Origin of the sequence: Sphingobium phenoxybenzoativorans (assembly GCF_001757355.1) — a bacterium.
Taxonomy (GTDB): Bacteria; Pseudomonadota; Alphaproteobacteria; order Sphingomonadales; family Sphingomonadaceae; genus Sphingobium; species Sphingobium phenoxybenzoativorans.
Genome location: NZ_MINO01000044.1, coordinates 25,772 through 32,252 on the forward strand (window position 1 = coordinate 25,772; position 6,481 = coordinate 32,252).

General features: G+C 65.6%; 4 protein-coding genes. 2 read left to right on the forward strand and 2 right to left on the reverse strand.

Features of this window, described 5'->3' with window-relative positions:
• The first annotated feature begins 36 nt into the window (after nt 1-36).
• Complete coding sequence (locus BHQ40_RS17195) at nt 37-1,227, forward strand: MFS transporter (protein WP_070157050.1); 1,191 nt, start codon at nt 37-39, stop codon at nt 1,225-1,227.
• Between the two features lie 65 nt (nt 1,228-1,292).
• On the opposite strand, the gene ppc is transcribed toward BHQ40_RS17195, so the two are convergent.
• Both ppc and BHQ40_RS17205 read right to left on the reverse strand, forming a co-directional pair.
• Nucleotides 1,293-3,974, reverse strand: coding sequence for a phosphoenolpyruvate carboxylase (gene ppc, locus BHQ40_RS17200; protein WP_070157051.1), 2,682 nt, complete (start codon nt 3,972-3,974; stop codon nt 1,293-1,295).
• A 65-nt stretch (nt 3,975-4,039) separates the two neighbouring features.
• The gene (locus tag BHQ40_RS17205; RefSeq protein WP_083277009.1) at nt 4,040-5,971 is read right to left on the reverse strand and encodes a methyl-accepting chemotaxis protein; all 1,932 of its coding nucleotides are present in this window, start codon (nt 5,969-5,971) and stop codon (nt 4,040-4,042) included.
• Nucleotides 5,972-6,007: 36 nt separating this feature from the next.
• Here BHQ40_RS17205 and BHQ40_RS17210 point away from each other — a divergent pair.
• The coding region (locus tag BHQ40_RS17210; RefSeq protein WP_139139346.1) for a helicase HerA domain-containing protein at nt 6,008-6,481 on the forward strand (474 nt) is incomplete at its 3' end.

Genomic DNA, 6,481 nt, shown 5'->3' on the forward strand with positions numbered 1-6,481 from the left:
TCTGCGCAGCTTGTTTGCAGCGCAGCATGGAATGACATGACCGATATCAAGCCCGCCGTTCATCCCGCGCTGGTCCTGTTCGCGCTCGCCATGGGCGGCTTCGCGATCGGCACCACCGAATTTGCGGCGATGAGCCTGCTTCCCTATTTTTCGGCGGGACTTTCCATTGATGCTCCCACCGCCGGCCATGTCATCAGCGCCTATGCGTTGGGCGTTGTCGTCGGCGCGCCGATTGTCGCAGTGCTGGCGGCCCGGTTGCCGCGCCGTACGCTGCTGATCGGCCTGATGACGATGTTTGCGCTCGGCAATGCGCTGAGCGCGCTGTCGCCGACCTATCACTGGATGCTGCTGTTCCGCTTCCTCAGCGGTCTGCCCCACGGGGCCTATTTCGGCGTGGCCGCGCTGGTCGCGGCCAGCCTTGTCCCCGCCAATCGCCGGGCGCAGGCGATGGCGCGCGTCATGGCGGGGCTGACCATCGCCACGGTGATCGGCGTGCCCGTCGCCAACTGGCTGGGGCAGGCGATCGGCTGGCGCTGGGGATTCGGCATCGTGGCGGCGCTGGCCCTGCTGACCGCGCTGCTGGTCTGGGCGTTCGCGCCGCGCGATCCAGTGCCGGAGGGGGCAAGTCCCCTGCGCGAACTGGGCGCGCTCAGGCGGCGGCAGGTCTGGTTGACGCTGGGCACCGGCGCAATCGGCTTCGGCGGATTGTTCGCGGTCTATACCTATGTCGCGTCCACGATGCTGGAAGTGACCGGCGTATCGGGCGACCTGCTTCCCGTGATCCTGGGCATTTTCGGGATCGGCATGACAGTGGGCAATCTGGGCGCGGCCTGGGCGGCGGACCACGCGCTGATGCCGACGGCCGCGGGCGTGCTGCTGTGGAGCGCCTTTTCCCTGGCGCTGTTCCCGTTCGCCGCGGGCAATATCTGGGCGCTGTCGGTGGATATATTCCTGATCGGCCTCGGCGGTGGTCTCGGCGTCGTGCTGCAGACCCGGCTGATGGATGTGGCGGGCGATGCGCAGACGCTCGCCGCCGCGCTTCACCACAGCGCGTTCAACGTGGCCAATGCGGTGGGGCCGTGGCTGGGCGGCATGGCGATCGCGGCCGGCTATGGCTGGACATCGACCGGCTGGGTCGGTTGCGCGCTGGCGCTGGGCGGCCTCGCAATGCTGGGGATTGCCGTGCTGGACGACCAAAAGACGGAGCGCAGGCTGGCGACCTGCTAGAGATCAGCCTGTATTTCGGACTACAAGCGAACGGAGATTTGGAATATCCTTAGTGTGCCAATCCCTCAGCCGCTGTTGCGCAGCGCCGTGGCGATGGCGTTGATCGACAGCTCTATGCCTTCCTTGATGCGCGGATCGTCCTCGCCGCCGCGATGGCGCTTCAGCAATTCGATCTGCAGCAGGTTCAGCGGCTCGATATAGGGCAGGCGCAGACGGATGGAGGTTTCCAGCGCCGGATTCTTTTCCAGCAGGCGAGATTGGCCGGTCGCGGTGAGCAGGCCATCATGCGCCATGCCCCAGCCCTCGCGGATGCGGCCGAAAAGCTCCTCCGCCTTCGCCTGATCCTCCACCAGCGGCAGATAGCGCGCGGCGATGCCAAGGTCGGACTTCGCCAGCACCATTTCCAGATTGGCGAGCGCGGATTTCAGGAAGGGCCAGACCTGCGCCATGTCGGTCAGCAGCGCCTTGTCCTCGAAACCCGCGAGCGCATGGCCGACGCCATACCAGCCCGGCAGCATCACGCGGGCCTGCGCCCAACTGAACACCCAGGGAATGGCGCGCAGATCCTCGATCCGGGTGCTCTTGGTCCGGCTGGCGGGGCGCGATCCGATCTTGAGGCCGGCGATCTCCTGAATGGGCGTCAGTTCGCGGAAGAATTCCTTGAACCCCTCCGTGCCGTAAACCAGGTCGCGATAGGCGGTGAACGCCGTCTGCGACAGGCTGTCCATCGCATTGGCGAAGCGGGCGGCGTCGCGCTCGGACAGCTTCTCCGGCTCCAGGCTGGCCAGCAGCGTGGCGCTGGTCATCGCCTCCAAATTGGTCATGGCGACGTCGCGCGTGCCGAATTTCGCGGCGATGATCTCGCCCTGCTCCGTCACCCGGATGCGGCCCTGCACCGTGCCGTGCGGCTGCGCCTGGATCGCGGCGAAGGCGGACCCGCCGCCCCGGCCGACCGCGCCGCCCCGGCCGTGGAACAACTGCATCGCGGCTCCGGCCTTTTCAAACACAGGAGCCAGCGCCGTCGACGCCTGGAACAAGCTCCATGTCGAGGTGATGTAGCCGCCATCCTTGTTGCTGTCCGAATAGCCGATCATCACTTCCTGATGACCGCGCCCGCGCACCAGCCCGCTAATCTCCGGCAGGCCGAAATAGGCGGACATGACCTTGGGCGCATTCTCAAGATCGCCGATGGTTTCGAACAGCGGCACCGCCATGATCGCGGCATGGGGCGGTTCGCCATTGGCCGCGCGCCACAGGCCCGCTTCCTTCAGCAGGATATTGACCTCCAGCATGTCGGACACGCTCTCGGCCTTGCTGATCACATATTGGGTGATGCATTGCGGGCCATAGGTGCGGTGCGCCTCCGCCGCCGCATGGACGATGGCCAGTTCCGACGCCGTTTCCTCGGAATATTCGGCGAAGCGCGAACCCAGCGGGCGGTTATTCGCAAGCTCCCGCCGCAGCAGGGCGATGCGGGCATATTCGTCCAGCCCGGCATAATCATCCTCGACGCCCGCAACCTTCAGCAGTTCAGCGACGACGCGCTCATGCACGTCGCTGTTCTGCCGCATGTCCAGCGTGGCGAGATGGAAGCCGAACGTCTCCACCGCCCGGATCAGGCGGCCAAGCGCGCCGCCCGTGGACAGCGCCCCTCCGCCCTCGGACGCCAGGCCCTGCGCCACGGTGACGAGATCGCGGCGGAATTCCGCAGGATCGCCATAGGCGGTCGCGGTGAGCGAGGATGGGCGGGGCGGCAGCTTGCCCGTCAGGCTTTGATGCGTGGCGCACAGCCGGGCGTAGATGCCGGAAAGCGCCCGGCGATACGGTTCGTCCTGACGGCTGGGCGAGGTATCGCCGCTGCGGTCGGCCAGGTCGAGAACCGCCTGCGGCACCTTGGCCAGTTCGGTGGATAGGGACAGTTCCGCACCGAGGGCGTGGAGCGATTCCAGATAATAGCCAAGCGCCGCCTCACAGGCGCGGGCCAGCGCGAATTTGAGCTGGGGCGCCTGAACGAAGGGATTGCCGTCCCGGTCCCCGCCGATCCAGCTTCCCACGCGCAGGAAGCTGTGCGGCCGGTCGCCCAGCACCCGTTCCCACCGGGCATAGAGCGCCGGGAGGACAGGCAGGAACGTGTCGCGGAAATAGGCGAGCACATTCTCGATCTCGTCCTGGACATAAAGCCGCTCGCGGCGCAGCGGCCGCGTCTGCCACAGCAGCGCGATCTGGCGGCAGATCGCCTCGTCGATCTTCTCGCCATTGTCGGTTTCCTCAAGCCCCGCATCCTTCAGGCGCATCAGGTCCGAAATGCGGTTCTTGTGGTCGATCATGCTCTTGCGCCGCACCTCGGTCGGGTGGGCGGTGAGCACGGGGACGATCAGCGCCTTGTCGAGCAGGGCTTTGACGGCATCGCGCCCGATGCCGTGCGAATCGAGCGTGGCGATGGCGGACGCGACATCCGCTCCGGGTTCGGCGGCCACGCCCTGCCTGTCCTCCGCCAGGTTCGCGAGCATCGAGAACAGCATGAAGCCGCGTACGAAATCGAGCGTGTCGTCCAGGCTGAGCGCCTCAAGCCCGGTATCGACCAGATCCGCCCCATCGACCCCGCGTGCGCGATCGACGGAGGAGGAGCGGATATATTCCGTCTGCCGGTACAGCTTCTCCCCGCCATAGGCGCGGATGACATGCCCCAGCAGGCGGCCGAGGAAGCGGATATCCGGGTTTTGCGTGATCGGCGGTGCAGCGCTCATGACGCAATGCTGCAATGCAACAGCGTGCCGGTCAAGCGATTCCGGGCGGGAAACGCCCGATATTGCTACGCCGCCTTCAATGCCCCGATCAGCCGGGAAAATTCGGCCTGAAGCTGCTCTGCGCGCTGACGCACCGCCGCGCCGCTCTCCCGCGTCTTGGCGGCCGCCTCTGCGACATCACCGAAGGATTTGGAGATGGACCCGACCGCCTCATCCGCATGTTTGGCGTGGATGGCGACGCCATGCGACGTGCGCTGGATTTCCTCTGCGGCGGCAAGCTGTTGATGGACGGCGGCTGATGCCGAAGCAATCGACCCGCCAAGCTCGCCCAATATGCTGTCGACCGATTCCACCAGGCCGAAGGTGGATTGCGCGGCATTTTCTATGCCCGCGACGCGCGCATGAATGTCGCGCGTGGTCTGGCTGGTCTGGCCGGCGAGCGCCTTCACTTCATTGGCGACGATCACGAATCCGCGCCCCGCCTCCCCCGCGCGCGCCGCCTCTATGGTGGCGTTGAGCGCGAGGAGGTTGGTCTGTCCGGTGATTTCCGCGATCAGGTCCGCGGCATCGTTGATGGACGCGATATGATGCATCAGATTGTCGTTCGCGTCGCGCGCCTTGGCCGACTGGCCGCTGGCGGCGCTCGCCGCGTCGCGGATGCGGCCCGTCGCCATGTTGATCTCGCCAATCGAACTGGTGAGCGCATCGATGGTGGTTGCGATCGCCTGCGCCGCCTGCGCCGTGTCGCGCGAGCGGCCCATGACGATCTCCGCCTGTCCGCGCTGCGCATTGATGGCGGCGAGCGTCTGGTCCGCGCTGCGCTCCAGTTCCGACGCGGTGGCCAGCATCTGTTCGACCAACGACGCCATCGACCGTTCCAGCGATTCCGCGACCTGCCGCCCATTGTCGCGCAATTGCGATTCGTGCCGGCGCTGCTCCAACACCTCCCGCTCCGAACTGGCGGCCGCTTCCCGGCGCGCCGCCTGGGCCTGGGTCAGCGCGACTTCCGCCTGTTCGGCTGCTATGCGGGAATCATCGGCCGCATCCATCGCCAGGCCGGTTTTCGCGACCAATGTGCAGTGCGCCAGATACACCACGCGGATCAGCCAGCCGGAAAAGGCCAGGAACAGCAAAGCCGATACGATGCCCACAGGCGCGATCTGACGCAGCGCATTTTTGCCCTGCGTCGGCTGGGGCCATTCGATGGCGCCCACTTTCCGGTTCATCCGGTCGAATATGGCGAGGCTCTGCATGCCATCATCGACCTGATCGTTGGTCCAGCGCAATCCGGGCAGACCGTGCGTTTCGGCAATCCGGGGGATGATCCCGTCATCAAGCGGCCGGACCATGAAGAAATAACGGGGAGCAAAGCCCGAAGGAACAGGATCGCGATAGGGGATGAAGGCCATGGCCGACATCAGCGCCGGCTTGCCCTGATACATGGTGATCTCGGCGACGCCATGTTTGCGCTTCACCGCCTCGGCCATTGTCCTGGGCAGCGCCGGAAGGATGTCGCGAAGGCCCTGCGGCGCGATCCGCTCCAGCGGGGGCGAGGGCCGGCCGTCCGGGCGGTTCGACCAGAGCGTGCGGCCGGACGCATCGACGACATAAGTGATGTGATGATTATAGTTGAGGTTGGTCGACGCCCATTTCGTGTCGATCGGTCCATAGACCGCCCGGACGGCATCGTCCCAGAGCGCGGGCGTGCTCACAGCTTCGACCGCGCCGGATACTTCCCGTTCGATAGAGCCGGAGACCATGCGGTACATATAATCTTCGGCATTGCGGTCCATCTGACGCGTCAGAAGCGTCGTGAACAACGCCAGGCTGATGACCGCAAGGCCAATCAAACCGATCAAAGGTGTCATCGTACCGGCCAGCCCCTGAAGGGCATAGCGGTGCATAACCGCCCGGATATCATCGATTTTCCACATGGTTTGAAGGTTAATGGCGGCAAAACATTGATATTTGGTGATCGAATTGCTCCGCTTACGCACTTGCCTCCACCCGCCCTGCTGGGCCAAAGGCAAGGGGTGACCGCAACCATAGATATCGGAACGGACAGCGCAGGCGCATCCGTCCCCATCGACATTGAGGAACTGCTGGCCACCCGCCTGTTGGTGCAGGGCAATAGCGGGTCGGGAAAGTCGCATCTGCTCCGCCGTCTGCTGGAGGAGAGCGCCCGGCTGGTGCAGCAGGTCGTGATCGACCCGGAGGGCGACTTCGTAACCCTGTCCGACGCCTTCGGCCATGTGGTGATCGACGCGGGCGACTATAATGAGCGGGAGATCGCCCGGATGGGCGCGCGCATCCGGGAACATCGCGCGTCCGTGGTGCTGTCGCTGGAATCGCTGGAGATCGATGCGCAGATGAAATGCGCCGCCGCTTTCCTCAACGCCCTGTTCGACGCGCCGCGCGACCATTGGTATCCTGCGCTGGTGGTGGTGGATGAGGCGCAGATGTTCGCGCCCGCCGCCGCCGGGGACGTGTCCGACGACGCCCGCCGC

Bases quoted from the DNA above. Each gene is read 5' to 3' on its own strand.
- BHQ40_RS17195 (WP_070157050.1), top strand. From the start codon at position 37: ATGACCGATATCAAGCCCGCCGTTCATCCCGCGCTGGTCCTGTTCGCG.
- ppc (WP_070157051.1), bottom strand. From the start codon at position 3,974: ATGAGCGCTGCACCGCCGATCACGCAAAACCCGGATATCCGCTTCCTC.